Genomic DNA, 24516 nt, shown 5'->3' with positions numbered 1-24516 from the left:
TCGATGACTGACAAGGAAAGAAAGACGTGGGTGACCGCGTCGGATGTCGCCGTGCGGGCCGGCGTGTCGCGTTCCGCGGTGTCGCGCGCGTTCTCGCCGACGGCGAGCATCGCGCCCGAGACGCGCGAACGCGTGATGGCGGCCGCGCGTGCGCTCGGCTACCAGGTCAACCTGATCGCGCGCGACATGATCACGCAGCGCAGCAGCATGATCGGCGTCGTGACGGCCGGGTTCGAGAATCCGTTCCGCGCACGGCTGCTGTCGGACCTGATGGCCGCGCTCGGGCAGCGCGCCTTCACGCCGCTCGTGACCAATGCGGACGATCCGCATCAGGTCCGGCAATCGCTGGAACGGCTGCTCAGCTACCGGATCGCGGGCCTGGTGATGACGTCCGCTTCGCCGCCGCTGTCGGTCGCGCAGCAGTATCTCGACCACCGGATTCCCGTCGTGATGATCAACCGCGAAGCGAACTTGCCGGGCGCGGACGTCGTCGTCAGCGACAACGCGGCGGGCGCCGTCCATGCGGCGCAACGGCTCGTGCGGACCGGCGCGCGCCGGCTCGCGTTCGTCGGGCCGCGCACCGCGAGCTACAGCGCACGCGCGCGCGCGGATGCGTTCGAGCAGGCGCTGCAATGCGGCGACGCGTACGATGCGGCGCTCGTCCGCGTGATCGATACGGACTCCGACACGCATGCATGCGGCCTCGACGCCGCGAGGCAACTGTTCGCGACGGGCGAGCGGCCGGACGGTGTGTTCTGCTCGTCCGACCTGCTCGCGCTCGGCATGATCGACGCCGCGCGCGACGCCTTCGGCTTGCGCGTGCCCGACGACCTGCGCGTGATCGGCTTCGACGACATCCCCGCCGCCGCATACGACGCCTACCGGCTCTCGACGCTGCGCCAGGACACGCAAGGCCTCGCGCACGCGGCCGTCGACCTGCTCGCCGACCGGATCCAGACGTTCGACGGCGCGTCGCGCACGCGGGTCGTGCCGGTTAGGCACGTGGTGCGGCATAGCTGCGCGTAACGCGTCGCGTCACTTCAGCCCGCCGGCGAAGCCGCGCAGCAGGTAGCGCTGCACGTAGCCGGCCACCGCAAGGGTCGGTAGCGACGCCAGCAGCCCCGCGCTCATCAGGTCGCCCCAGTCGATGCCGTTCTCCGTCACGTAGCCGGCAATCGCGAGCGGCAGCGTAAAGCGGCTCGGCGTCGACACGAACAGCAGCGCGATCAGGAACTCGTTCCATGCGGCGATGAACACGAAGATCGCGGTCGCGATCAGCCCCGGCGCGCACAGCGGCAACACGATCTGCGCGAGCCGCCGTGCGAGCCCCGCGCCGTCGATGCACGCGGCCTCCTCGTATTCGACGGGCACGTCGCGCACGAACGCGAGCAGCATCCAGATCGCCATCGGCAACGCGTAGATCTGGTAAGCAAGCATCAGCCCGGGCGTCGAATCGAGCAGATGCAACCGCTTCGCGAGCGCGAACAGCGGCACCGCGATCGTGATCGGCGGCATCAGCTTCAAGGCCAGCACGAGCATCAGGAACAGCACATCCAGCCGCCCCGGAAACCGCAGCCGCACGAGCGCGTATGCGGCCGGAAACGCGAGCGTCAGCGCGAGCAGCGTCGTGCCGAACCCGACCAGCAGCGAATTGGCGAGCGGCGCGCCGATACCGTTCGACCACACCGACGCGAAATGCTCGAACGTCGGTGCAGCCGGCCAGATCCGTAGCGGATGATCGAGGCGTTCGAGCGTCGGCATGAACGCCGCGCCGGCCATCCACAGGCACGGCAGCAGCAACAGCGCGAGCGCGACGCTGCGCAGCATCCACGGCGCAGCACGACCGAATACACCCCCCGTTCGCGCATGCGCGAGGGATGCGGATCGCGCCGTCATGCGCGCCGCTTGCGAACCGTCTGCCATACGTACCCCGAAACGAGCAGCGCGGACGCCGCGAGCATCAGCACCGACGCGGCGCTCGCCGGCCCGACGTTGAAGAAGCGGAAGCCCGTGTCGTAGATGTAGGTCGACAGCGTCTGCGTCGCGTTGCCGGGGCCGCCGCCCGTCAGCGCGTAGACCTTGTCGAACAGCTTGAACGTGTCGATCGAGCGCAGCAGCAGCGCGAGGCCGATCTGCGGCGCCGCGAGCGGCAGCGTGATGTCGCGCAGGCACTGCCATTCGCTCGCGCCGTCGGTGCGCGCGGCTTCGTACAGTTCCTGCGGGATCGATTGCAGCCCGGCCAACACGATCAGGAACGCCATCGGCGTCCACTGCCACACGTCGACGAGCGCGAGCGACCACAACGCAAGATGCGGATCGGACAGCCAGCGCACGCCTTCGACGCCGAACGCGGCGAGCAGCGCGTTCAGGAAGCCGTCGAAGTTGAGCCAGTTGCGCCAGATCGCCGAGCACACGAGCGTCGACAGCATCATCGGCAGGATCGCGAGCGGCAGCGCAATGCGCCGCCCCGGAAACGCGCGCACGAACAGCAGCGCGAGACCGAAGCCGAGCGCGACCTCGACGAGCGACGCCGCGATCGTGAAGCGCAGCGTGTTGCCGAAACCGGCCGCGAACGCGTCGTCGCCGAGCACCGCGCGATAGTTCGCGAGCCCCGCGAATGCGCGACGGCCCGCCGTGTAGTCGACCTGGCAGAACGAGTCGATCAGCACCTGCGCGACGGGGTACAGCGCGAGCGCGGCCAGCACCAGCAGCGCGGGCCCGAGCAGCGCGACGAACGGCAGGCTGCGGCCGAGGGCTTTCATGCGCGGTTTCCGGACGATGCGTGGCGGCGTGCCGTCACTTGCCGGCCGCGGCCATCGCCTGCGCGATCTTCTGCTGCGCCTGGCGCAGCGCGGCGTCGGGAGTGGCCTGCCCGGTCAGCGCGAGCTGCAGCTGGTCGCCGAGAATGCTCTCGACCTGCTGCCAGTCCTTCACGCGCGGCCGCGCACGGCCGGCCTCGAGCGCCTTCAGCTGATCGGGGTACCAGCGGTACTGGCGCACCAGCGCCGGATCGGCGAACACGCTGCGGCGCGTCGGCGGAATGCCGATCCCGGCGAGACGCGTTTGCGTGTCGCGCGAGCTCAGGTAGGCCAGAAAATCCTGCGCGAGCTTCGCGTGCGGCGCATCCTTCGGAATGCCCATCTGCCAGATGCCGAGCATCGGCGCCGGGCCGGCCGTCTGCCCGGGCGGCGGCTGCAGCGCGATCTGCCCGACCACGCGCGACTGCTTCGGATCGTCGAGCGCCGGGATCCACGCCGGCCACACCTCGATCGACTGCGCGGCCGTGCCGCGCTGCAGTGCGTCGCGCACCTCGGCGGCGCCGTACACGTCGACGTCCTTCGGCGCGGCGGTCTTCAGCGCAAGGAAAGTCTTCAGCGCGGCCTGCGACTCGCGCGAATCGATCGTCACGTTGCCGGCACGGTCGAACACGTCGCCGCCGTAGGCCCACAGGATCGGCAGGAAGCCCGTCACGACCGGGTTGCCCTTGGTGCCGCGGAACACGACGCCCGACACGCTCTTGTCCGCGCCGCCGATGGTCTGCGCGATCTTCAGCACGTCGTCCCAGTTGCGCGGCGGCTGCAGCTGGTACTTCGCGAGCAGATCCTTCCGGTACGCGAACATCTCGACGTTGCCGACGATCGGCAGCGCGTACAGCGCGCCCGCCGCGTTGCGGCCGAGCGCGACCGCGGACGGCACGAGATCGGCGTCGGCGAGCGCGGCCGGCAGCGGCTTCAGCCAGCCGTTGCCGATGAATTCGGGTGCCCACGTATCGTCCATCATCACGAGGTCGTACGTGCCGGTGCCTTCGCGCATCGACAGCTTCAGCTTCTGGTACAGGTTCGCGTTCGGCAGCTTGAGCAACTCGATGTCGGTGCCCGGATGCAGCTTGGTGAAGCCGGCGACGGCGTCGGCCAGCCCCTTGCCGTAGATGTCGTCGCGGCCCGCGATGACGAGGTCCGCCGCGAAGGCGTGCGAGGCGGCAAGGGACAGCGCAACGGCGGCGGACAGCGCGCGCAGGCGGCTCAGCAGGGTCATGTGGTCTCTCTCGATCGGCGTGGTGGCGAGCCGCCGGGCGTTGCACACGTGTGCAACGCGGGCGACGCTTCGGGCGGCCTGAAGCGAACGCCATTGTTCACGTCGATCGTTAAGAATTTGTGGCACGCGGCGAAAGCGGCCGACGGTGCGGCCGCCCGCCCCACCCGCCCCGCCCGCCACCCGTGCCGTCGTGTGCGTGCCGTCAGAAGTTCACGCGAATCCCGGCCATCACCGCGAGTTGCCGGCTCGAATTGCTGTTCGCGAGCACCGGAATCTGCGCGTAGTTCACCGCATTGCCGTTCGCGTCGGTGCCGAGCCCCGTGCCGCTCGCGATCTGGCCGATCGCGACCGCATACAGCGCGGTGCGCTTCGACAGGCTGTAGTTCGTGCCGACGTTGACCTGGTGAAAGCGCGTCGTGCCGCGGCCGTCCGTGTGCGCGGCGTTGAAGATGTACGCGACGCCGCCTTGCAGCGCGGGCGTGAACATGTACGTGGCGTTCAATTCTCCGATGTCGAACGTGAACGCCTGCGTGCGCGGCTGCGCGCCGGTCGAGAAATAGCGGCTGTCGCCGAGGCGCGTGTGCGTGTAGGTCAGCGCGACCGTCGCCGCGCCGAGCGTCACCGAGCCGCCCGCGCCGAACGCGCGCATCGAGCCGGCGTCCTGCAGCAGGCAGTACATCGCGCCCGGGTTGCTGCACGCGAAGTCGCCGATATAGCCGCTCGCGCCGCCGAGCGCCGCGTCGAGCGGCTGGTGCAGGTCGAGATAGCCGACCGAGAACGCGACCGGCGCACGCGTGTAGGTCGCGGCGACCGCATAGCCGCGCTTCGCGGAAAAATCGCCGGCCTGGCCGCCGAAGCTGAACGTGCCGCCGAACGTCAGGCCGTTGAAATCCGCGCTGGTGAACTTCACCGCGTTGTTGAAGTTGAACGCGGCGTTCAGGTTGTCGACGTCGCCGAGGTGCGAGCCGTACGGCGTCGCCCAGTTGTTGCTCGATACATAGGCGCCGAGCATGTCCGTGTACGAGTCGTATTGCCGGCCGAGGCCGAGCGTGCCGATCGCATCCTGGCGCAGCCCGACCCACGCCTGCCGGCTGAACGCGGTGCCGCCCTGCAGCGCCTGCCCGTTCGCGGACAGGAACTGCTGCTCGAGCGAAAACACCGCGTCGAGCCCGCCGCCGAGCGGCTCGGCACCCTGGAATCCGAAGCGGGACGGCACGAGGTTGCCGCCGCCCATCTGCCATGCATGGCCGCCGCCCGTGCTGCCGTCGGCGCGCGTGAACTGCTGGTTCGTCGAATAGATGATGCCGGTGTCCACGGTGCCGTACAGCGTCACGCTGCCGGAGGTCTGCGCGTGCGCGTGCATGCAACCCAGCGTGGCCGCGGCCGCGGCCAGTCTTCGTCCGATCTTCATGTCCCGTCCCTCTATTGTCATCGATTCGCAGTGCAAATCGATGGTGTTGTCGATATCGGTGACAGGACTCTATCCAGCGAAAATTCGGGACCTCTATCCCAAATCAGCAAATGGTGAAGCGAACGAAACGGGCGGCACGTGGCGACGCCCGGCGGCACCGTCGCGGTGCGAAGACGTCATTCGGGGCGCAAGGTTTGCGACGGCAGCTCGCCGAACAGGTCGCGATACTCGCGCGCGAAATAGCCGAGATGCGTGAAGCCCCAGCTTGCTGCGGCCTCGCCGACGCCCAACTGATGCGCGGACGTCGTGCGCAGCAGGCGCCGCACCGCGTTCAGCCGGATCGTGCGCAGATAGCCGACGGGCGTGACGTCGGCGACGCGCTGGAAGCTCGTCTGCAGCGTGCGGCGGCTGCAGCGCAGCGCGCGGCACAGCTCGAGCACGGTGACGGGTTCCTCGGGCCGGTCGCGCAGGTGTTTCTCGCAACGGCTGACGATATCGCTGTAGGTGGCGTGCGTGATGTCGCGGCGCTCGACGCCGATGCCCTGCTCGAGCGCATCGAGGAACATGCCGAGCATCGTGTCGCGGAACATCTTGCGGGTGGCCGCGTATTCGAGGCAGCCGGGGTTGCGCTGCGCGTCATCGATCAGCGACGACAGCCGCGCGCCGAGCGCGACGCCTTGCGCGTCCGACAGCCGCGTGACGTGCCGCAGCTTGCGCGCGCCGGCCGCACCGAATTCGGCCTCACAGAGCTCGTCGACCATGTCCGACGCCGCGCTGATCCCGACCAGTCCCATCCCTTCCGGCGTATGGAATTCGAAATCCTCGCCGGCGCGCAGCGCGAGCAGCGCATAGCCGTCGACCGGCTGGCTCTGGAACGTGCCGGCGAGCGGCACCGACAGCGGCACCGCGAGCGACGTGCGCCCGGCCGGTGCGAGGCCGGTTTGCGCGACACGCCGGTTGGTCGTCTCGCGGAAGAAATGGAAATCGTCGTACAGCACCTGCGTGACGGTGCCCCTGAAGCGGCCCGGCGTCATCTGGCGGTAGACCTGATGCCAACCCGCGATCGCGAGCCCGTGGTCATGCACGTCTTCGTGTGAGCGTGACTGGAACAGCATCGGCATCTCCGGTAAAACCCTGATTCCACGCTGCGGCCGCACGGCGCGCAGCGCCACAGCTTACCCCCGCAAAATTCCGCGTAGTGCAGTTTCGAATGCAAGACAGGCCGCCGACAGCGCGGCGGCCTGCTCGCCGGTCACGCGCACGTAGCGGCGAAACGACGGCATCCGGTTCACGACCTCGCTGCCGCCGAACGGCACGACGGCGAGCGTCCAGCGGCCGTCGCGCGCGGCGATCGTGCAGTCGGTCAGGTGCAGCGGGCGCAACGCGTCGGCGAGCGACGGCTGCGCGGCGAGTGCGGCCACCGTCCGCGCGAATCCGGGGTCGCCTCCCGGCTCGGGCGCGGCCGCGATGCCGGTGCGCCGCAGCCAGCCGGTCTGCAGCACGCGTGCAAGGCCCTGCGCGGCCGGGCCGTCCGCGCTAATCGACACCTGCACGCTGACCGTATGCATCAGGAACTGCCGGTCGATGCGCTCTTCGATGCTCACGCGCACGCCGTTCGGCAGCCGGGCCAGGATTTCGGCCGCGCCGCCGTCCGCGTCGCGCACCGCACCGAGGTCGGCGAGCACGCGCGCGGCGATCGCGCCGGGCCGTTGGCCGGGCGGCGGTGCGTCGGGCGCCGCGCGCCAGCGGGCGAGCGCGGCCCTCACGAGGCGACGTGCTCGTTGCGCAGCACTTCCTCGACCGGCACCGGCCTGAACGGATGCCGGCGCTGCACGACGAGCGTCCAGAACAGCGCGTACAGCGCGGTGAGCCCGAGCATCGCGCCGAACGGCACGTAGATGTCGCGCGCATTCATGCCGGGCGGCGTGATGTACCAGATCGCGAGCACGATGCCGACGCTCGACACGATCTGCGGCAGCGGGAACAGCGGCGAACGGTACGGGCGCGGCAGGTCCGGGCGGCGGATGCGCAGCATCACGACCGACGCGGTGACGAGCAGGTACGCCGTGCCCCATGCGCAGGTCGCGGCGAGCACGAGGTGCAGGATGCTGTCGAGGTTGCCGTTGATCAGCCACGCATGGAAGATCGGCACGATCGCCGACGCGACGATGCCGACCACCGGCGTCTTGAAGCGCGGATGCAGATACGCGAAACAGCGCGGCAGCGCGCCGTCGATCGCCATCCCGTACAGGATGCGCGGCAGCCCGGCCATCAGCGTGTTGATCGTCGCGGCGCCCGCGCACAGGAACGCGATGCCGAACCAGATGCGGCCGAAGGGCCCGAGCACCTGCAGCGCGAACGCGGGAATCGCGCCCGGCGTGTCGAGCAGGTGCGTGAGGCCGTCCGGGCTCACCGGCACGTTCGCGACCTGGCGCCGGATCGCCGCGCCGTACAGGAACATGCAGATCGCGACGCCGACGAGGCCGAGCGCCATCGCGCGCGGAATCGTGCGGCCCGGCGCCTTCATTTCCGGCGCGAGCGGCGTGACGAACTCGCAGCCGACGAACATGAACATCGCCATCCCGACCAGCGACAGCACGGCCGGCACCGACGTGCCGACTTCCGAGCCGCCGAACCAGCCGTCGAGATGCACGGCCGGCGCGGCCGCGAGGCCGAGGATGCCGAAGATCATCAGCGACAGCCACATGCCGGCCGTCAGCACGATCTCGAGCTTGCTGAACACCTTGATGCCGATGATGTTGGTGATCGCGAACGTGACCACGAGGCCGACGCCGACGAGCCACGAGCTGTTGTGCTTCTCGAGCACGGCGTTCAGCGATTCGAAGTTCACGAGCGCCATGATGCCGCTCAGGATCGTCTCCGCCGTGCCGGCGAACACGTGCACGAGGAAATACGCGGAAATCGTGCCGGTGATCGCCCAGAAGCGGCCGAGCCCGCATGACAGGTAATCGTAAACCGAGCCGGCCGTCGGCAGCATCGCGGCGGCTTCGGAGAACGTCGTCGCCTGCGCCTGCATCATCACGAACGCGATGAGCATCGCGACCGCGAACGCCCAGCCGCCCATCCCGAAGCCCGAGGTCGCGGTGAGAATCACCGGGCTCGCCATGATGAGGCCGACGGCGCTCGCCAGCGCGGTCGGAAACCCGACCGCACCGGCCTTCAGCACCGTGCCGCCGCCCGCTTCAGCCGACGCACCGGCGGGCGAATCGCCCGCTGCGCCGGTCATTCCAGACCATCCCGACATCTTCGTCTCCTTCCCTTTTCGGGCCGGAACCGGCGCTGCGGCGCCCGCTCCGAGCCATGCTTCGCGGTCGGCCCGGGGCGGCGCTCAAGCGCCGGCACCCGGGCCCCTGTCGATCCAAACCTGATCCGATGTCGAAAAAATACGCAGGCAAAATAATCCGGTCATAGCGCAAATCGGCAAACCGGCGGTGGCGAACGGGTTATCCCGCCCTCCACCGCCGGTTCGGCGTCATGCGCTTCCCGTGTCACCGCCTCATGCGAACGGCACGGCCTCGAAGCCTGCCGCGAGCGCGTCGACGATCCGGTCGAGCTGCTCGCGCTGGATCACGAGCGGCGGCGACAGGATGATCTTCGTGCCGACCGGCCGCACCAGCACGCCGTGCTCGCGCGCCACTTCCGCGACCGCGTTCGCATAGCCGGACAGCGGGTCGATCGGCTCGCGGGTCTGCTTGTTCGCGACGAGATCGAGCGCGAGCATCAGCCCCTTGCCGCGCACCTCGCCGACCGCCGCGAAGCGTTCCGGGAACGACTGCAGCGCTTCGAGCAGATACGCGCCCTGCTTCGCCGCGTTCGCCGGCAGGTCTTCCTTCACGACGATGTCGAGGCTCGCGATGGCGGCCGCGCAGGCGACCGGGTGCCCTGCGTACGTGTAGCCGTGCATGATCGCGCCGCCGAAGTCCGCGTTCGCGGCGAACGCGTCCTCGATCCGCGCGTTCACGGCCGTCGCGCCGAGCGGCACGTAGCCGGACGAGATCCCTTTCGCGAGGCACATGATGTCCGGGCGCACGCCCCAGCCGCGGCTGCCGAACAGGCTGCCGCTGCGGCCGAAGCCGGTCACGACTTCGTCGGCGATCAGCAGCACGCCGTAGCGGTCGCACACCTCGCGCACGAGCGGCCAGTAGTTGGCCGGCGGCACGATCACGCCGCCCGCGCCCTGCACCGGCTCGGCAATGAACGCGGCGACCGTGTCGGGGCTCTGGAACTGGATCTCGCGCTCCAGCATTTCCGCGCAGATCCGGCCGAGCTCCTCCGGATCCTGCGTGAACGGGTTGCGGTACAGCCACGGCGTCTCGACGTGGAAACAGCCGGGCAGGTTCGGCTCGTAATTGCGGCGGAACACCGTGTTACCGTTCACCGACGCGCCGCCGAAGTGCGTGCCGTGATAGCCCTGCTTCAGCGAGATGAACTTGGTGCGGTCGGCCTGGCCGCGCACCTTCCAGTACTGGCGCGCGATCTTCAGCGCGGTCTCGATCGAGTCCGAGCCGCCCGAGCTGTACAGCACGCGGCGCATCCCTTCCGGCTCCATCATGTCGATCAGCTTCTTCGACAACTCTTCCGCGCGCGGATGCGAGATGCCGTCGAACAGCTGGAAGTATTCGAGTTCGTCGAGCTGGCGCACGATCGCATCCTTCACTTCCTGGCGGTTGTGCCCGACGTTCACGTTCCACAGGCCCGCGACGCCGTCGACCAGCTGCTTGCCGGTTTCGTCGAACACGTAGCAGCCGTCGCCGCGCACGATGCGGATCGGCTTGCGCTGTTTCATTTCGTTCGGGTGCAGCATCGGGTGCCAGAATTTCGCTTCGTTGTAGCTCATTGCAATCTCCACTTTCGGATCGTTTGAACCTCGACCGTCCGGGGTCGGGGTTCGAGGTTTTCGGGTTGTTCGCGGGGTTCGTGGTGTTCGGAGCAGGCGCCGCGCGTCAGTGCGCGATGCAGACGGATTTGGTTTCGGTGAAGCCTTCGATCGCGTACTGGCCGAACTCGCGGCCGATGCCCGATTGCTTGTAGCCGCCGAACGGCATCGACGGGTCGAGCGGAATGTGACAGTTCACCCACACGGTGCCGGCCTCGATCTGCGGCACGAGGTTCATCACGCGCTTCAGGTCGTTGCTCCAGATGCTCGCGGCGAGGCCGTACGGCGACGCGTTCGCGAGACGCACCGCGTCGGCCGCATCGTCGAACGGCACGACGACGATCACCGGGCCGAACACTTCGTCGCGCACGATCGCGCTGTCCGGATGCGGATCGGCGATCACGGCCGGCTTCACGTAGTAGCCGGGCAGGTCGTCGGCGGGCGTGCCGCCCGCGAGGAACGTGAGGCCCGCGCGGCGTGCGCATTCGATGTGCTCGACGACCTTGTCGCGATGGTGCGCGGACACCAGCGGGTTGATCTGCGCGGTGGTATCGAGCCCCGCGCCGAGCTTCATCGACTGCGCGACGCCCGCGAGGCCGTCCGCGAGCTGCGCGAATTTGCTGCGATGAACGTAAATGCGCGACGCGGCCGCGCACACCTGCCCCTGGTTGAAGAACGCGCCGGCGGCGACGCCGTCGAGCGCCTGCGCGACGTCGACGTCGTCGAGCATCACGATCGGGTTCTTGCCGCCGAGTTCGAGCGAGAAGCGCGTCATGTTCTGCACGGCCGCCGCGCCGACCAGCTTGCCGGTCGCGGTCGAACCCGTGAACGAGATCTTCGCGATCGACGGGTGGCTCGACAGCGCGGCGCCGCACGTGCGGCCGCCGGTGACGACGTTGAACACGCCAGGCGGCACGCCGGCGTCGAGGGCGAGTTCGGCGAGACGCAGCGCGGTGAGCGGCGTTTCCGGCGACGGCTTCAGCACGATCGTGCAGCCGGCCGCGAGCGCCGGTATCAGCTTCCACACCGCGATCATCAGCGGGAAATTCCACGGCACGATCGCCGCGACCACGCCGACCGGCTCCTTGCGCGTATAGGCCGTATAGCGGGCGCCGGGCGGGAACGGGATCGACACGTCGAGCGTCTGGCCGGTGATCTTGGTCGCCCAGCCGGCCATGTAGCGCACGTATTCGACGCTCGCGCCGACCTCGATCGCGCGCGACACATGGATCGACTTGCCCTGGTTCAGCGTTTCGAGCTGCGCGAGCGTTTCGGCGTCGGCGTCGATCAGGTCGGCGAGCTTCAGCAGGATGCGCTCGCGGTCCGCCGGGCGCAGCCCGCTCCATACGCGGGTGTCGAACGCCTGCTTCGCGCTCGCGACCGCGCGGTCGACGTCGTGCGCGTCGGCATCCGCGACCGTCGCGAGCCGCTCGCCCGTCGCCGGGTCGTACACGTCGAGCCGCGCGGGCGAGTGCGCGCGCTGCATGGCGCCGTCGATGAAAAGGCCGAAGTCGCGTGCGACGAAGGTGCGCACGGTGTCGCTGACCGCGACGAAGTTCGTGGTGCTCATGGGCGTCTCGATGATTGTCATGACTGGGCCGCGTGCGCTTCGGCATGCGGGTGTCGAACCACTGTATCGACGGGGGATCGCGCCCGGTGAGCGCAAATTGGCAAGCGCGTGCGGGACCGGAACGCGGGTGACTCGGGAACGTGGAATGGCGGCGTGCGATGCGATCGGTGCGACGTGGATGCGGACGCGGACGTGGATGCGGACGTGGGTACGGACGCGGACGCGGATGCGGGTGCGGGTGCGGATGCGGATGCGGATGCGGATGCGGATGCGGATGCGGATGCGGAAAAGCTACAGGAACAACGCGCCGACCAGCTCGGTGCGGTTCGACACGCCGAGCTTCCGGTACATGCGCATCAGATGTGTCTTGATGGTCGGCTGGCCGAGCGCGAGATCGCGTGCGATTTCCTTGTTCGAGCGGCCGTCGCGTACGAGTCGGGCGATCTGCTCCTCGCGGTAAGTCAACCGCTCCTCGCAGCCGATCCGGTGAATCCCGCGCCGCGCGCGCAGCAGCGGGGCCAGCGCGGCTTCGGCGACCGGCTGCAGCCGTGCCAGCGCGTCGATCTCGCCTGATGCGAACCGGCCCGCCGTGCGGTTGCCGTCCGCGTCGCCCGTCCCGAAGCGCAGCAGCGAAAACGCGCCGACCGTGCGGCCCGCGTCGTCGCGCAGCCAGATCTCGACGACGTCGGCCACATCGTGCCGTCGCAGGAAACGGGTCCAGTACGCGGACGCATCGCGTCTTTCGTCAGGCAATTGGGACGCGAGCGTCACGACCGCACGTTCACCTGCCGCGCAGCGCGACGGGTGCAGCGGGTCGAGCATCCGGTAGCGCGCGATGTAGGTGCGATGCATCGCCTCCGGCATCCCGAACAGCTCGAAATCGGCCGGCTCGCCGCTCAGGTCGAGCCGGTAGAACACGGTCGCGGACGGGCTCGCAAACGCGTCGAACGCATCGACGCACGCGCGTAGCGCGCGCTGCCAGTCGGCGGCTTCGTGGTCGGCGGAAGCGGATGAGGTCGGCATGATGGGAGCGGCCGGCGGCCGAACGCGTCGAAGATAGGGCCAGCCTACCCACGCCGAAATGGGCCGGTGAGCACAAATCGGCAATTCGTCCGTGGGTGACGGATGACGGGGGCCGCCGGCCATGTCGCGACAACGGAGCCTGCGTCGGGAAGTCTTGCGCCGCGAGCCGTTCGGACGATGATGGCTGTCGAGGGTGACGCGAGTCATCGCACGCGCCGGCGGCGACCCGACGACAGAATCCGCGTCGCGTAGGCATGCGCCGCAAGCCGTGCAGTCGAGAATGGACGTCGAGAGTGACGCGAGACATCGCGCGCGCCGATCGAGCATGATCGGAATGATCAGCGAAATGCGCGGAGCGGCCGCACGCGCAGCCGCGAAACGGCGGTGCGGCAGCGTGTGCGCCGCGCCCGGTCAGTCAGGGTCTGCGTCAGTGCGCGTTCGCGGCGAACGTGTCGCAGGCGCTTACTTCACCCGACTCCATCCCGCGCCGCAGCCAGTACACGCGCTGCTCGCTGGTGCCGTGCGTGAAGCTCTCCGGCACGACATAGCCCTGGCCTTGCTGCTGCAGCCGATCGTCGCCGATCGCAGCCGCCGCCTTCAGCCCCTGCTCGAAATCGCCGGGCTCCATCAGCCGCTGGTTCGCGCGCTGCGCGTTGTTCGCCCACACGCCGGCGAAACAGTCGGCCTGCAGCTCCATCCGCACCGACAGCGCGTTCGAGCGCGCTTCGCTCGAACGGCGGCGCGCGGCATCGACCTTGTCGGAAATGCCGAGCAGGTTCTGCACGTGATGGCCGACTTCATGCGCGATCACGTAGGCCTGCGCGAAATCGCCGCCCGCGCCGAAGCGCTTGCGCAGTTCGTCGTAGAAGCCGAGATCGATGTACACGTTGCGATCGCCCGGACAGTAGAACGGCCCCATCGCGGTCTGGCCGGTGCCGCACGCGGTCGGCGTCGAGTTCGTGAACATCACGAGCTTCGGCGCCTCGTACTGCGCATGCAACTGGGTGTTGAAGACGCCCGTCCACGTGCGCTCGATATTGCCGAGCACCTTGCGCGTAAATACCGCGCCGGGATCGTTCGCCGGCGCGCCCTGGTGCTGCGTGGGCGCGGGCTGCGCCTGCTGCTGGCGGCCCTGCAGCGCCGATGCGCCTTCGAGCACGACGCGCGGGTCGATCCCGAAGAAATACGATGCGGCCAGCGCGACCACGATCGTGCCGATGCCGATCGTCGCACGCCCGCCGCCGAACCCGCCGCCACCGCGTCGATCCTCGACGTTCACGCTTTCTCTTTCGTCGTCCAGCCTCATTGCCGGCCCCTCCCTTCCTTGTCGTTGTGCTGACCGGACAGCCCCCGGCAGACGATTGATTCCCGTTGCGACGTGCAGCGTCCGGCGCGCCATCGCACGGCGGCACCGCCCGGTCAGTGGCGCGGCACCATCCAGTCCCGCGCCGCCCCGCCGTTACACGACGCACGCGGCACCCGGACGACAGGCTGGCGCACGCGCCATTTTGCCGACCTTGGCGTCTTATCGCAAAATAAGGAGCATAGAGCGACCGGACCGGCGACATCGTCATTCTTTGCAAAATGACGGCGCGTGCGGCCCGGGAGGACGAGATGACCGGCGGAAGAACCAGGCTTGCCCGTCTGCCGCCCGGCCAGGCCTGCCGCGACTTACTTCGCGTGACCTCGACGAACGTCGCTCACTGCTTCGAGCAAGCGGTACTTGCGGATCTTTTCATAGAGCGTGCTCTTCGCGATGCCGAGCTGACTCGCTGCCTTCGTCAGATTGCCGGCATGACGCGCAAGCGCGCGACGGATCGATTCCGCCTCGGCCATCTTCAACGAGTCGCCCGCATCCGGCGCGAGCGCGTCGACGGCCCGCGCGGCGCATGCATCGATCGGCGCCCCCGCGCCGATCTCGGCAGGCAACTTGTCGGCCTTTATCACCGGGCTGTCCGACAGCAGCAGCGCCCCCTCGATCGCGTTCCGCAGCTCGCGCACATTGCCGGGCCACGGATAGCGCAACAGGCGTGCATACGCATCGTCGTCGAACGACCTCGGGGAGAGGCCATACGACTCGCATAGATGCCCGAGCCAATGCGCAATCAGCGCCGGCAGGTCCTCGCCGCGCTCGCGCAAGTTCGGAATCGACACGGTCGTGACCGCGATCCGGTAGTACAGATCCATCCGGAACCGGCCTTTCGCGACTGCGTCCTTCAGATCCCGGTGCGTCGCCGCGACCAGCCGGAAATTCACCCTGCGCGGCGTGTTCTCGCCCAGGCGATAGATTTCGCTCTCCTCCAGCACGCGCAGCAGGTGCGGCTGGATATCGAGCGGCATTTCCCCGATCTCGTCGAGAAACAGCGTGCCGCCATCGGCCGCTTCGATCTTGCCCGCCGCACCGGACTTGCGTGCGCCGGTAAATGCGCCTTCCGCGTAGCCGAACAACTCGCTGGCCAGGAGGTCTCTCGACAACCCACCGCAGTTGAGCGCAACGAACGGACCGTCGGCGCGATCGCTCGCCTGGTGGATACCCTGCGCGAACAGTTCCTTGCCGACGCCGGTTTCGCCAAGCAGCAGCACCGGCACCCTGGACGGCGCGAGCTGGCGCGCACGATTCACGGCCGCCCGCAATGCGGCGCTGTCGCCGACGATACGCTCGAACCCTCGCGGCTCACCGCCGTGCCGTTCCCGTCCGCGCGCGATCGGAACGGCGCCGCGGGGATTCGTGATGCCCGGCGTCACGATCATGTAGCCGAGCACGTCCGCACCGTCACGCACGGTTTCGATGTGGCTGCGCGACAGCCATGCCGGCGCACTCGCCGACAGGCGGCCGTCGCCCGCGTAGTGCTCGAGTTCGGGCAGCGCGAACGCCGCGTCGCACCGGATATCGAATCCGAGCCGGCGCAACACCGGAACGACCTGCGCGTTGGCCTTGACGAGTCGGCCGCGTTCGTCGACGACGATCACCGCATCGGAGGAAGACGCACCGAAGCGTGACGCGCAGCGGTCGAGCAGGCTCAGACGGCGCGCCATGCCCTCCTTCGCGAGCCGGCTTTCGATGCGGCCCGCAAGCGATACCGCGAGCGCAAGGCTGTATGGGTTGTAGGTCTGCGCGAGCCCCGAAATGTCGATCACGCCCAATACGTGCCCGTCGCGCGGATCCTGGATGACGGTCGCCGAGCAGGTCCAGCGCTTGATGCCCGCGCAGAAGTGCTCCGCGCCATGGATCTGGACCGGCTGCCTGAGCGCGAGCGCGGTGCCGATCGCATTGGTGCCGCAATTCAGCTCGGTCCACTCGCAGCCCGGAATGAGGCCGACCTCGCGCGCAGGCTCGACGATCCGCATGTCGCCCTCCTGCTGGAGGATCATCCCGCTCGGATCGGCCAGCAGCATTACCGTACCCGTCTGCGAAAGAAAATCCCGGGTGTGCTGCATCAGCGGCAGGCTCGCATCGACGAGGCGACGGTTCGACGTGCGCCACTGCACGAGCCCGTCTTCATCGAGCGGCGGCGGCGCACGGTCGACGCCGGGATCGACGCGACTGACGAGACAGCGCTGCCACGAATCGTCGACCACGCCGCGTACGTCGGGCGAACGCCACTCGCTGCCTGTCACCAGATGCTCCCATGCGGCCATGATGCTCGCGTCATGGCGTGGACTGGGAAACCAGTCCATCGGCGTGCCTCTCTGTTGCATGTCTGTCTCCTGGCGGTGTCGTGACGGCACCAACCGCACGGCCGTCTCAGCGGCCATTTTGTCGACTTTGTGGGGCGCCCGACCGCAGCCGGCGGCGAGCGTAGCGACTATCGTACTCCGTCCCGGCGCCTCGACGTCCGTCCGGACACCAATCACTGCAAGCAATGCGCGCGCCAGCAAGCGGTCGCCCGCACGTCGTCGCGCGGCTCGGCACGCCGTCGAGAACCGGTGGCCGAAAAGAAACCGGCCGTTCGAAAATCGAACGGCCGGAAATCGAACACTTTCCGCGAACGAAGCCGAAGCGAGGCCGGCGAACGCCGAGCCACGCGGACAGCGTCAAACGTCAGATCATTGCACGCGCTCCGGAACCGGCAGCTTCACCCATTCCGCGTAGAACGCATCGATGTCGGGTTCGAAGTCGTGAATGACCGGGTACCACGGCGTAGGCGCCTCGACGTCGTGCATCGCGCCGCAGGTCGGGCAGTAGTATTCGCGATAGACCTGCCATTGCGTGTCGGGCGCCATCAAGCGTGGGTAGACCTCGTCCATCGCCTCTTCGGATTCGCGCACGAAGATGTTCGCGTGCAGTTTCCAGTTGTCGCGGTAATCGCAGAACACATGGCCGCAGTCGCATTGCGTGACCCAGTGCTTCGTCGCCCATTGCTGCACGATGTACAGGTGCGGGCCGAGCGGCAACACGATGCGGTCCTTCCAGCCGAGCTTCTGCTGCAGCGCATCGACGTACATCCGGAAGCGCTCGCCGTCCTTCGGCATCGACAGCATGCGCAACGTGGTGTCCCAGTCGAGCTTGCCGTCGACCATGTTCCTGATCTGTTCCTTGGTGTAGGTAGACATCTCCAGTCCTCCATGTGGGTGATAGTGCGCAGGGTCCGGCTCACTCCTCGACCAGCACCACCGTATTGACGTCGGGCATCTTCGACAGGTCCATGCGGAATTTCGAGCCGTAGGTCGGCACGTCGAGCTCGTCCTCGGTGAGCGTCCACGTGTCCGGCAACTCCCAGAACGCGCGGAACTGCTGCTCGAATTTCGTCGACAGGCCGAAGCTCGTCGCGAACATGTGCCGCACCTGCGTCGATGCATGCTTGAGCAGGATCCGCTCGCGCTCGCCCTTCATCCATTCGCGGGTCGGTTGCGAGCGCGCGAGCCGCGCGTTGCGGATCTCGATGCGCCGCAGCGCGGTCGCTTGCGGATCGACCGTCCAGATGCCGTTGGCATCCCGCGTCGCGACCGCCCCATAGACCTTCTGCGCGTATTCGGGCAGCAGCACCGCGTTGTTGAGATCGCGTTCGATCGCGTCGATCTCGCGGTCGAGCGGATCGCCGAAGCCGGGGCCGCCGCGCAGATAGTTCAGGTAGAGATCGTAGTTGCTGTAGCAGTCCTCCGTGGTCATGCATTGCTGGTCGCGCTTGACGACCGCGCCGGCGTTCAGGTGGTTTTCGTAATCCGGCAGGTCCGGATTCGTATCGCCGCCGAGCGGCAGGCTCTCGCCGAGCGCGATGCGCTCCTCGATGCCCGTGCGATGCGCTTCGAAGCGATAGCCGGTGGCGGGCGGGTAGCCGCCCATCAGGCCCCAGTCGCTGTTCATGTAGCCGTTGCCCATGAAGAACATCGTCCAGTCCTGCGCCTTCCAGACCATGCGCAGCGTCTCGAATCCGCAACCGCCGCGGTACTTGCCGTAGCCGCCCGAATTCGACTTCACGTTGCGGCCGAGGTACAGCAGCGGCTCGGCCATCTCCCAGATCTCGATGTCGCCCATGTCGCCTTCGGGGTTCCAGATCGCGGCCGCGTGATTCAGACCGTCCTTGATCGCGCACGCGCCGGTGCCGCACGACGACGCCTCGAAGCTGTTCACCGCATGGATGTCGCCGTCCTGGTTGATCCCGCCGCCCTGCAGCCAGTTCGACGTGTTGGCGTTCCCCGCGTTGACTTCCTCGAGATAGCCGCGGCTGAAGTACGCCTGCGACAGGGCGCGCCACATCGCGCTCCAGCCCGACACCAGGAAGTGCCACGCGTAAGCGTGTCCGGTGCGGCGGTCGTCCGGGTTCATCCACGCGCCCTTGGGCAGGTGAAATTCGGTGCCGAAATACGCGCCGTCGTTGATGCGCTGCGTCGGCACCAGCGTCTGCGTCATCATCACCCAGATGCCGCTCGTGAACGCGACCTGGTGCGCGTTGTACGAGTGCCAGCCCCAGCGGCTCGCGCCTTCGAAATCGAGACGCCACGAGCCGTCCTTGCGGATCTCCATCTCGACCGGCGAGTGCATGATCGAGTCGAGCTTCGCAAACGCCGACGACGTCTGCACGTCCGGATGGTCGTACGGCACGTCGACGAACGCGACCTTGCGATACTTGCCCGGCAGCGTCATCGCCTTGAGGCGCGTCTGCAACCCGCGCCGTCCTTCCTCGATCACCTCGAAGCCGAATTTCTCGTAGGCGTCGAGGCCCTCCTCGTCGATCACTTCCTCGATCAGATCACGGATCATGTGGCAGCCGGCGATGCGCGTGCGCTCGTCGAGAATCCAGTACTTCGGCGTGCGAACCGAGCGCTGGCTCTCGTGCAGCCAGTCGCGCAGCGGCGTGTCGTTCACCCCTGTCTTACGGCACGTAATCATGTAGCCGTCGCCGAAACGCTGCACCTGGCCCGTCGACATCGAGCCCGGCGTCACCGCGCCGGTATCGATCACGTGCGTGACGCCGCCAACCCACCCGACCAGCTTGCCGTGCGCGAAAATCGGCACGATCGTTGCGATGTCGCACGGGTGGACGTTGCCGATCGAGCAGTCGTTGTTGGTGAACATGTCGCCGGGCTGAATGCCCGGATTGGCTTCCCAGTTGTTTTCGATCATGTACTTGATCGCCGCGCCCATCGTGCCGACGTGGATGATGATTCCGGTCGACGTGAGCACGCAATCGCCCGCCGCGTTGTAGAGCGTGAAGCACAGCTCCCCTTCCTGCTCGACGATCGGGCTCGCGGCAATCTTCTTGGCCGTTTCGCGCGCATGCACGAGGCCGCCGCGCAGCTTCGAGAAGATCTTCTCGTAGCGGATCGGATCGCGCTCGCGCAGCTCGAGCCGTTCGAGCCCGTTGTAATGGCCGGTTTGCGCGGTGCGCTCGAGAATGCCGTCGCGAAACTGCTTGAGCGTCTGGCCGTTCTTCAGCAGATCGGCGAAGCCGACTTCCTGGCTGGACATCATGTTCATCGCATGTCTCCTTACTTGACTTCGCTGAGATGGAAGAGGCGGTGCTTGTCGAGCGTGGTGGCGAAGCCCTTCGGGACGACGAACGTCGTCGCGTCGGATTCGATGATCGCGGGCCCCGCGATCTCGTTGCCCGGCTTGAGCGACTCCATTCGCCAGATCACCGCGTCATGCCACTGCTTGTGCCGATACAGACGCCGCGTGCCGATACGCGCGTCCGCCGGCGGCGTGGGGCCGGCAATGGCGTCTTCCGGCAATACCGGCTTCTGCGTGACGACCATGCCGCGCATGATCGCGCCCGTGACCGAGAAACCCAGCTCCGGCGAGCGCGCGGAGCTCGCGTACACGCGGCCGTAGGTCTCTTCGAAGGCCGTCACGATCTTGTCCCAGTCGTCCGCACCGGACGCGCCCGCGATCGGCGATTCGATTTCGAGGTCGTTGAGCTGGCCCATGTACTGCATCCGGAAGCCCGGCCGCAATATCACGTCCCGCTCGCCGAAACCGTTGATGCGAAACTCGTCGATCACCTTGGCGGTCAGTTCGGCCCAGGCTTTCTGGATCGTCTGCGCGGCCTGCGCCTTCTCGGCGTCGGACGCGAGCTGCGGCAGCGCGAGATCGACGCTCTTGTCGTAGCGATACTCGAAATCCGCGCACGCGCAGCCGAATGCCGAGAAGCCCGCCGCCCACGCCGGCACGACGACATCCTTGAAGCCGAGGCCCTCGGTGTAGCCATAGGTATGAACCGGCCCCGCGCCGCCATACGAGAAGCACACGAATTCGGTCGGGTTGTACCCTTTCGCGCTGACGTTCGAGCGCAGGTATTCGCGCAGTTGCAGGTCGAGCAGCTCGATCACGCCGGCCGCAGCATCCTCCACGGAGAGTCCGAGCGGCTCGGCGATCTGCACGCGAATGTGCTCGCGGGCGCGATTCACGTCGAGCTTGATCTGGCCGCCGAGGAAGTTGTCCGGGTTCAGGTAGCCGAGCACGACGTGGCAATCGGATACGGACACCGTCGTCAGGCCGCTGTCGGGCCAGCACGTGCCGACGCGATAGCCGGCACTGTCCGGCCCGAGCTTGATGGCCCCGCTGTACGGATCGAGCCGCACGAAGCTGCCGGCGCCCGCGCCGACCGAATCCATCGTGACGAGCGGCAGCGACAGCACCAGGCGTGCCATGTCCGGGTCGGACGCAATTGCGAATTTGCCTTTCGTGATGAGCGCCATGTCGAACGACGTTCCGCCGATGTCCGAGCATGCGATGTTGTCGTAGCCGAGCGCCTCGCCGAGGAGCTTCGAGCCGATCACGCCGCCGATCGGCCCCGACACGATCGTGCGCGCCAGTTCCTTCGCTTTCCAGCTGATCGTGCCGCCGTGCGTCGCCATCACGCGCAGGTCGAATTTCGCGCCGTGCTTGCGGAAGCGGTCGCTGACTTTCCTGAGCGTCTGCCGCGACGGCTCGGCCGCATACGCTTCGAGCACCGTCGTGTTCATCCGGTGGCTTTCCTTGCGCTGCGGGTAGTAGTCGACCGATGCGAACACCGGGAGATCGACGCCGCGCGCAGCCAGCTCGTCGCGCACGATGTCCCGCGCCTGGCGCTCGCTCGCGGCGTTCTTGTGCGACTGAAGAAAACAGATGACGATCGCTTTCGCACCGGCGGCGACGAGCTCCCGCGTAGCCTGCCGCACTTCGTTTTCCCGCAGCGGAATCACGATCTCGCCCTGGACGTCCGTACGCTCGGTGACGCCGCGCGTTCGCGACAACGGCACGAGCGGCTCGTCGTAGCGGTGCGTATTCAGGTGGATGCGCTCTTCGAGCGCGTACCCGAGGTAGCTCTGGATCGCCCGCCCCATCAGGTGCACGTGCTCGAAGCCCTTGTTGACGAGCAACCCGACGTCGAGCCCCTTGCGCTGCACGACGCGGTTGAGCATCGCAGTGCCGGAATACACGCAGGTGACCAGTTCCGGATAGACGTCGTCGACGTCGCGTTGCCAATGCGCGAGCGCGTCCTGCGACGAGTTGAAGATCGCGAGTGATTCATCCTCCGGATTGCTTTGCGCCTTGCCGACGACAAACCGTCCGTCCTCGCGCACGAAGAAGGTGTCGGTCATCGTGCCGCCCGCGTCGATGCCCAAGACCTGGACTTGCGAAAGTCCTTCCATGGTGATGTCTCCAATGATTGAAGTCGTGATGAGCCGCGCTCCGGTTCGAACGGGGTCATCGTTCGATCCCGGGCGCCGGCTCATCTGCAAGGAGGCAACAACCGTGCCATTCGGTGGATCCGGCCGGTCGGCGCGCCCCGGTCAAGCCAGGCGGGGCGCCCATCGGATGGAGCGGGTTGCTTCGGGTAGGCGATTCGCCTTGGGACGTCCGGATTCCGGACTGGTCAGGCGTCCGAATATCAGTCGCCCCCCCGGCGGGCGGGTGCACGCTCGCCCCCGGATCCGGAACGGCAGAAACGCGGGCGCCTCGCCGTGCGGCGTTACGTCATCGCCGGCCATCGCCCCTCATTCACGTTCATCCTTTCGGCTGATACCGGCGTTCATCCGTGCCGCCTAAAGTGACCGGAACGCCCCCCTTCCGGAGAACGACATGACGCACCCGCAACCCCGCACGATCGTGCTCACCGGCGCCGGCACCGGCATCGGCGCCGCGTGCGCGCGCCGCTTCGCCGCCCGCGGCGATCACGTCGTGCTGATCGGGCGGCGCCGCGCGCCGCTCGACGCGCTCGCCGCCGAGACGGGCGGTCTCGCGCTCGCCGGCGACGCCGCGAGCACGGCCGACTGGGCCCGCTTCGTGCCGGAGATCGCCGGGCGGTTCGGCCCCGTCGATGCGCTCGTCGCGTGCGCGGGCGGCCACGGTCTCGGCCGCGCGGACGAAACCGACGACGCGCAATGGCGCGACGCGCTGCATGCGAACCTCGACACCGCGTTCGTCAGCGCACGCGCGTGCCTGCCCGACCTGATCGCGCAGCGCGGCAGCATCGTGCTGGTCGCGTCGATCGCCGCGCTCGCGGCCGGGCCCGGCGTATGCGGCTATACGGTCGGCAAGCATGCTCTGCTCGGGCTCGCGCGATCGCTGGCACGCGACTACGGGCCGCACGGCGTGCGCGCGAACGCTGTGTGCCCGGGCTGGGTCCGCACGCCGATGGCCGATGCGGAAATGGAACCGCTGATGTCCGCATACGGCGACACGCTCGACGGTGCGTATGCCCGCGTGAGCGCCGACGTGCCGCTGCGGCGCGCGGCCGATCCGGACGAGATCGCGGCCGTATGCGCATTCCTGGCATCACCGGATGCGTCGTTCGTAACGGGCGCGACGCTCGTCGCCGACGGCGGCGCAACGGTCGTCGACGTGCCGACCCTCGCATTCGACACGCTTTGATGCATGGGGATACGCCGCCCGCACCACGCATCTTCACTGCACGGGGACGCATCGCCCGCGCGCGCATCGTGACGGGCGGCCGCGCTCGCCCGCCGGCACGCGACCGCCCGTCCCTTCGCCCGGCGCATGCACCACGCCGCGCGCGCTTCCCGCCCCGGAAATCCGCTAACATCGACCGATCCCGCCGCCCCTGCGCGGCACTGCCTCACCGATCGGCATTCGATGAACATCCGGTTTCTTGAAACCTTCGTCTGGCTCGCGAAGCTGGAGAACTTCCGGCTCACGGCCGAGAAACTGCACACGACGCAGGCGGCCGTGTCGAGCCGCATCGCGTCGCTGGAAGAAGCGTTCGACGTGCGGCTGTTCGACCGCAACACGCGTTCGGCGACGCTCACGCCCGCGGGGCGGCGCATGCTCGCGTACGCGGAACGCATCGTGCGGCTCGACAGCGAGATGCGGCGCGACATCGACGCAGCGAGCGACGCGGGGCTGATCCGGATCGGCGTGATCGAGTCGATCGTGCACAGCTGGTTTCCGGCACTGATGGCGCAATTGCGCGAGCGCTATCCGCGCCTCGACGTCGAGATCACCAGCGACACGACACTGCACCTGATCCGCCTGCTGAGCACCGACGGCGTCGACCTGATCCTGCAGACCGACCCGGTGCCGGGCCCCGACTTCACGAACCTGCCGCTGTGCGAATTCCCGGTACGCTGGGCGGCGAGCCCGCGTCTCGGGCTCGGCGGCGAACGGCTCGACGTCGCGCGGCTTGCCGCGTACCCGATCATCAGCTTCTCGCGCCACTCGGGCCCGCACGCGACGATCGAGCGGCTGTTCGCGGCCGTCGAGCGGCCGGCCAGCATCAACTGCATCACGTCGGTCGCCGCGATGATCCGGCTCGTCGCCGACGGTTTCGGCGTGGCCGCGCTGCCGCCTGCGATCATCGGGCGCGAACTGCAGGAAGGCGCGCTCGAACTGCTCGACGTCGAACCCGAATTCCCCGCGCTGCCACTCGTCGCGTCGTATCGCACGCAGGGGCTGCCGGTCGCCGCGCGCATCGCGGAACTGGCGAGCGAAGTCGCGCGCGCGATGCCGGCGGCTTCCAGTCATGCGAAGCCCGCCGCATCGGCAAAGGCCGAGACCGACATCGTCGACAAGTCCCCCGCCCGCTCGGCGAAAAAAGCCCGACCCGCGTCAGCAAAACGCACGCCCCAATCCGCGTCGCCCGCCACCCCGGCGAAACGCCGCCCGCGCCGCTCATAAGAAAACCTGTTCACCGCGAA

Annotated in this window: 18 protein-coding genes; 3 read left to right on the top strand and 15 right to left on the bottom strand. The window is 68.0% G+C overall.

The window, feature by feature from the left end:
• Window positions 1–3 precede the first annotated feature (3 nt).
• A complete protein-coding gene (locus DIE17_RS32210; RefSeq protein ID WP_124668147.1) occupies window positions 4–1026 on the top strand; it encodes a LacI family DNA-binding transcriptional regulator in 1023 nt (340 codons plus the stop codon).
• A gap of 9 nt (window positions 1027–1035) precedes the next feature.
• Here the strand turns inward: DIE17_RS32210 and DIE17_RS32205 are convergent, their stop codons facing one another.
• From DIE17_RS32205 to DIE17_RS32135, 15 genes are all read right to left on the bottom strand, one after another.
• Entirely contained in the window at window positions 1036–1896 is an 861-nt protein-coding gene (locus DIE17_RS32205) for a carbohydrate ABC transporter permease (RefSeq protein ID WP_124668148.1), read from the bottom strand.
• Window positions 1893–2762: a carbohydrate ABC transporter permease gene (locus DIE17_RS32200; protein ID WP_124668149.1), complete on the bottom strand. Its 870-nt coding sequence runs from the start codon at window positions 2760–2762 to the stop codon at window positions 1893–1895. The genes DIE17_RS32205 and DIE17_RS32200 overlap by 4 nt, the downstream gene beginning before the upstream one ends.
• 34 nt (window positions 2763–2796) lie before the next feature.
• Complete coding sequence (locus tag DIE17_RS32195; protein WP_124668150.1) at window positions 2797–4035, bottom strand: ABC transporter substrate-binding protein; 1239 nt, start codon at window positions 4033–4035, stop codon at window positions 2797–2799.
• 202 nt (window positions 4036–4237) lie between these two features.
• The gene (locus tag DIE17_RS32190; protein ID WP_124668151.1) at window positions 4238–5446 is read right to left on the bottom strand and encodes a porin; all 1209 of its coding nucleotides are present in this window, start codon (window positions 5444–5446) and stop codon (window positions 4238–4240) included.
• Window positions 5447–5622: 176 nt separating this feature from the next.
• Complete coding sequence (locus tag DIE17_RS32185; RefSeq protein WP_044846726.1) at window positions 5623–6561, bottom strand: helix-turn-helix domain-containing protein; 939 nt, start codon at window positions 6559–6561, stop codon at window positions 5623–5625.
• 60 nt (window positions 6562–6621) lie between these two features.
• Window positions 6622–7212, bottom strand: coding sequence for a DUF3156 family protein (locus tag DIE17_RS32180; protein ID WP_124668152.1), 591 nt, complete (start codon window positions 7210–7212; stop codon window positions 6622–6624).
• Window positions 7209–8711 (bottom strand): APC family permease, encoded by a 1503-nt coding sequence (locus tag DIE17_RS32175; protein ID WP_124668153.1) that lies wholly within the window; start codon window positions 8709–8711, stop codon window positions 7209–7211. Before DIE17_RS32175 ends, DIE17_RS32180 begins: the two co-directional genes overlap by 4 nt.
• A 252-nt stretch (window positions 8712–8963) precedes the next feature.
• Entirely contained in the window at window positions 8964–10304 is a 1341-nt protein-coding gene (locus DIE17_RS32170) for an aspartate aminotransferase family protein (protein WP_044846672.1), read from the bottom strand.
• A 106-nt stretch (window positions 10305–10410) separates the two neighbouring features.
• Entirely contained in the window at window positions 10411–11913 is a 1503-nt protein-coding gene (locus tag DIE17_RS32165; RefSeq protein WP_124668154.1) for an aldehyde dehydrogenase family protein, read from the bottom strand.
• Window positions 11914–12204: 291 nt separating this feature from the next.
• Entirely contained in the window at window positions 12205–12936 is a 732-nt protein-coding gene (locus tag DIE17_RS32160) for a helix-turn-helix transcriptional regulator (protein WP_124489048.1), read from the bottom strand.
• A 427-nt stretch (window positions 12937–13363) separates the two neighbouring features.
• On the bottom strand, window positions 13364–14242 hold the full coding sequence (locus DIE17_RS32155; protein ID WP_124489049.1) for a neutral zinc metallopeptidase: 879 nt from the start codon (window positions 14240–14242) through the stop codon (window positions 13364–13366).
• Window positions 14243–14607: 365 nt separating this feature from the next.
• On the bottom strand, window positions 14608–16635 hold the full coding sequence (locus DIE17_RS32150; protein WP_260427349.1) for a sigma-54-dependent Fis family transcriptional regulator: 2028 nt from the start codon (window positions 16633–16635) through the stop codon (window positions 14608–14610).
• A 348-nt stretch (window positions 16636–16983) separates the two neighbouring features.
• A complete protein-coding gene (locus DIE17_RS32145; protein WP_034180969.1) occupies window positions 16984–17490 on the bottom strand; it encodes an acetone carboxylase subunit gamma in 507 nt (168 codons plus the stop codon).
• Between the two features lie 40 nt (window positions 17491–17530).
• Window positions 17531–19855 (bottom strand): hydantoinase B/oxoprolinase family protein, encoded by a 2325-nt coding sequence (locus DIE17_RS32140; protein ID WP_124668155.1) that lies wholly within the window; start codon window positions 19853–19855, stop codon window positions 17531–17533.
• 11 nt (window positions 19856–19866) lie between these two features.
• Window positions 19867–22011 carry a hydantoinase/oxoprolinase family protein gene (locus DIE17_RS32135; RefSeq protein WP_185500298.1) on the bottom strand — a complete coding sequence of 715 codons (2145 nt, stop codon included), beginning with the start codon at window positions 22009–22011 and terminating at the stop codon, window positions 19867–19869.
• Between the two features lie 430 nt (window positions 22012–22441).
• Here DIE17_RS32135 and DIE17_RS32130 point away from each other — a divergent pair, with 430 nt between their 5' ends.
• Both DIE17_RS32130 and DIE17_RS32125 read left to right on the top strand, forming a co-directional pair.
• On the top strand, window positions 22442–23233 hold the full coding sequence (locus DIE17_RS32130) for an SDR family NAD(P)-dependent oxidoreductase (RefSeq protein ID WP_124668156.1): 792 nt from the start codon (window positions 22442–22444) through the stop codon (window positions 23231–23233).
• Window positions 23234–23455: 222 nt separating this feature from the next.
• Window positions 23456–24496 (top strand): LysR family transcriptional regulator, encoded by a 1041-nt coding sequence (locus tag DIE17_RS32125; RefSeq protein WP_124668157.1) that lies wholly within the window; start codon window positions 23456–23458, stop codon window positions 24494–24496.
• Window positions 24497–24516: the final 20 nt, after the last annotated feature.

This window comes from Burkholderia sp. Bp9099, assembly GCF_003857805.1.
In the GTDB taxonomy this organism is placed as follows: Bacteria; Pseudomonadota; Gammaproteobacteria; order Burkholderiales; family Burkholderiaceae; genus Burkholderia.
Note: the sequence above shows the minus strand (reverse complement) of the source record. Positions and strands in the feature narration are given on the sequence as shown.

Coding starts and splice junctions, on each gene's coding strand:
- DIE17_RS32210 (WP_124668147.1), top strand. CDS start 4: ATGACTGACAAGGAAAGAAAGACGTGGGTGACCGCGTCGGATGTCGCC.
- DIE17_RS32205 (WP_124668148.1), bottom strand. CDS start 1,896: ATGACGGCGCGATCCGCATCCCTCGCGCATGCGCGAACGGGGGGTGTA.
- DIE17_RS32200 (WP_124668149.1), bottom strand. CDS start 2,762: ATGAAAGCCCTCGGCCGCAGCCTGCCGTTCGTCGCGCTGCTCGGGCCC.
- DIE17_RS32195 (WP_124668150.1), bottom strand. CDS start 4,035: ATGACCCTGCTGAGCCGCCTGCGCGCGCTGTCCGCCGCCGTTGCGCTG.
- DIE17_RS32190 (WP_124668151.1), bottom strand. CDS start 5,446: ATGAAGATCGGACGAAGACTGGCCGCGGCCGCGGCCACGCTGGGTTGC.
- DIE17_RS32185 (WP_044846726.1), bottom strand. CDS start 6,561: ATGCTGTTCCAGTCACGCTCACACGAAGACGTGCATGACCACGGGCTC.
- DIE17_RS32175 (WP_124668153.1), bottom strand. CDS start 8,711: ATGTCGGGATGGTCTGGAATGACCGGCGCAGCGGGCGATTCGCCCGCC.
- DIE17_RS32170 (WP_044846672.1), bottom strand. CDS start 10,304: ATGAGCTACAACGAAGCGAAATTCTGGCACCCGATGCTGCACCCGAAC.
- DIE17_RS32165 (WP_124668154.1), bottom strand. CDS start 11,913: ATGAGCACCACGAACTTCGTCGCGGTCAGCGACACCGTGCGCACCTTC.
- DIE17_RS32160 (WP_124489048.1), bottom strand. CDS start 12,936: ATGCCGACCTCATCCGCTTCCGCCGACCACGAAGCCGCCGACTGGCAG.
- DIE17_RS32155 (WP_124489049.1), bottom strand. CDS start 14,242: ATGAGGCTGGACGACGAAAGAGAAAGCGTGAACGTCGAGGATCGACGC.
- DIE17_RS32150 (WP_260427349.1), bottom strand. CDS start 16,635: ATGCAACAGAGAGGCACGCCGATGGACTGGTTTCCCAGTCCACGCCAT.
- DIE17_RS32145 (WP_034180969.1), bottom strand. CDS start 17,490: ATGTCTACCTACACCAAGGAACAGATCAGGAACATGGTCGACGGCAAG.
- DIE17_RS32140 (WP_124668155.1), bottom strand. CDS start 19,855: ATGAACATGATGTCCAGCCAGGAAGTCGGCTTCGCCGATCTGCTGAAG.
- DIE17_RS32135 (WP_185500298.1), bottom strand. CDS start 22,011: ATGGAAGGACTTTCGCAAGTCCAGGTCTTGGGCATCGACGCGGGCGGC.
- DIE17_RS32130 (WP_124668156.1), top strand. CDS start 22,442: ATGACGCACCCGCAACCCCGCACGATCGTGCTCACCGGCGCCGGCACC.
- DIE17_RS32125 (WP_124668157.1), top strand. CDS start 23,456: ATGAACATCCGGTTTCTTGAAACCTTCGTCTGGCTCGCGAAGCTGGAG.